Annotated in this window: 1 protein-coding gene; it reads right to left on the bottom strand. The window is 68.4% G+C overall.

Annotation, left to right across the window (positions count from 1 at the left end; all coding sequences use genetic code 11):
- A partial coding sequence (gene gntH, locus U9980_RS20065) for a guanitoxin biosynthesis MBL fold metallo-hydrolase GntH (RefSeq protein ID WP_322769327.1) occupies positions 1 to 1,592 on the bottom strand: 1,592 nt, incomplete at its 3' end.
- Positions 1,593 to 1,763 lie beyond the last annotated feature (171 nt).

Genomic DNA, 1,763 nt, shown 5'->3' with positions numbered 1-1,763 from the left:
GCGGCGTGCTGGGCGGCGTGCTGGGCGGCGTGGCTCATGCTCTGGCCCTGGGCCGCGGCGGCCCCTTTTTGGACGCGTTCTGCCATGCCGCGCTGTGCGCTGGCGGTGGCGCCCAGGGCCTGGGTGGCGGCTCGCGTCGCCGCGTTCACGCCGTCGGTCACGCGGCGCCCGACCCAGTCGTTGGGAATCGTCTTGGTCAGGACACCGGAGGTGAGTTCCCCGACCGCTTCCGTAAGTGTCCGGTAGGCCTTCGTGAGGTCCTGCAGTGCGTCGGAGACCTGTTTGGCCCCGAGCAGCATGGCGATCGGGATCTTCTTGCCCACGAGGTGGGCCGGGAACTCGCGCACCATCGGACGCTGGACGTCCGCCGGCGCGTACGTCGTGGCGGGGATCTCGCGCGCGAGGGTCTCCTCATCCACCAGCTCCGAGATCACATACTTCGGCGCGGGGATTTCAAGGGTTTCGGGAATCGTTCCGCCGAACATGGCGCGCAGCTCGTTGCGGGTCGTGGCGCTTCGCGCGTTGGCCGCATCCGGGAGCGCGGCGTGGCGGTTCGAGATCGCGTCCTTGGTGACGTTGACGACCACACCGTCAGGTGCGCCGAGCGCGAACAGGCCGTCCCAGTGGGTGCGGACCCCGGCGATCGTCTCGTTGATCAGCCCGTGCTCGACCGCCAGGTGGGTGACCATCCCCATCCGCGGGTTGACCTGGTTGATCATGTAGCCGGCGCCGTAGTGGCTCGTGTGTCCCCGGTCCGTCGACAGGTCGTAGACGACCTCGGGAACACCGGTCGTGATCTCCGCAATCGGCCCAATATCGAGCTGGAGCGCGGTCACGAACACATCAACACCCTGGGACTGCTCGATCGTCAGTTCGTCCGGGCGGCCATCGCCGGTCCAGACGAACGACAGGCCGTTCCAGTCGAGCCGGTAGCCGGTCGCGCCGGCCATGGTGTGGACCCGGCGCCAGTGCCGGATCGTGACACCGTCGTGGGCGTAGCAGATCCCGCCGTCGTCGGTCCAGTCGAACTCGTCGACGTCGACCTCATAGCCGTCGCCCACGGGGGCTCCCGAGAAGGCCTTGGTGTGCCAGTGGGCCATCGTCTTCATGCCCTCGATCATCGCTGCGGTACCTTCCCACGGCGTGCGACCCGACGGGCCGTGCACCCGCAGCGGCTTCCAGCGCCCGGTCCACGGAGCGAACGCGTACAGGTAGGGCAGTTCCCCGATCGTCGCCGAGTGCAGGTTCGTCAGGAAGATGTCGTTGATCGACGGGACCGGGATCTGTAGCGCGACGAGGTTGCGCAGGCAGCCGGGGCCGAAGTCGAAGACGAAGCTCCGCCCGTTGCCCAGCTCGACCAGAATGCAGGTGCCCGCTTGGTCACGCCGCGGCGGGAACGGACACGAACCGGCGAACGTGATCCGCATTTCGTCGTCGCCCAGTTCCTCGGCGAGTGGGAAGAACGTCGTGCCGTTCTTCGCACTCGGCGTCGGCCGGTAGTAGGGGGGCAGCGTGATCCCTGCCCCTGGGCCGCCGCCGTAACGGCTCTGGGCCGGCGTCACCGCATCCGCCGATTCGTGACCGTTCGACATGTTGCTCCCCTCGTCGCCCGCACATCAACCGTGCCTGCGCACATCAACCGTGCCCGGCCCGAAGCCGATAACACGCTCATGCGGCGAATCACCCGACGCGACCTCGGCCATTACCTCGCCTGGTCCTCGGGCGGCTGGCCATCCGTCTGATCTCCGCGGCGCGGGGCGGGG

Source organism: Protofrankia sp. Cr1 (assembly GCF_963555865.1).
In the GTDB taxonomy this organism is placed as follows: domain Bacteria; phylum Actinomycetota; class Actinomycetes; order Frankiales; family Frankiaceae; genus Protofrankia.
Note: the sequence above shows the minus strand (reverse complement) of the source record. Positions and strands in the feature narration are given on the sequence as shown.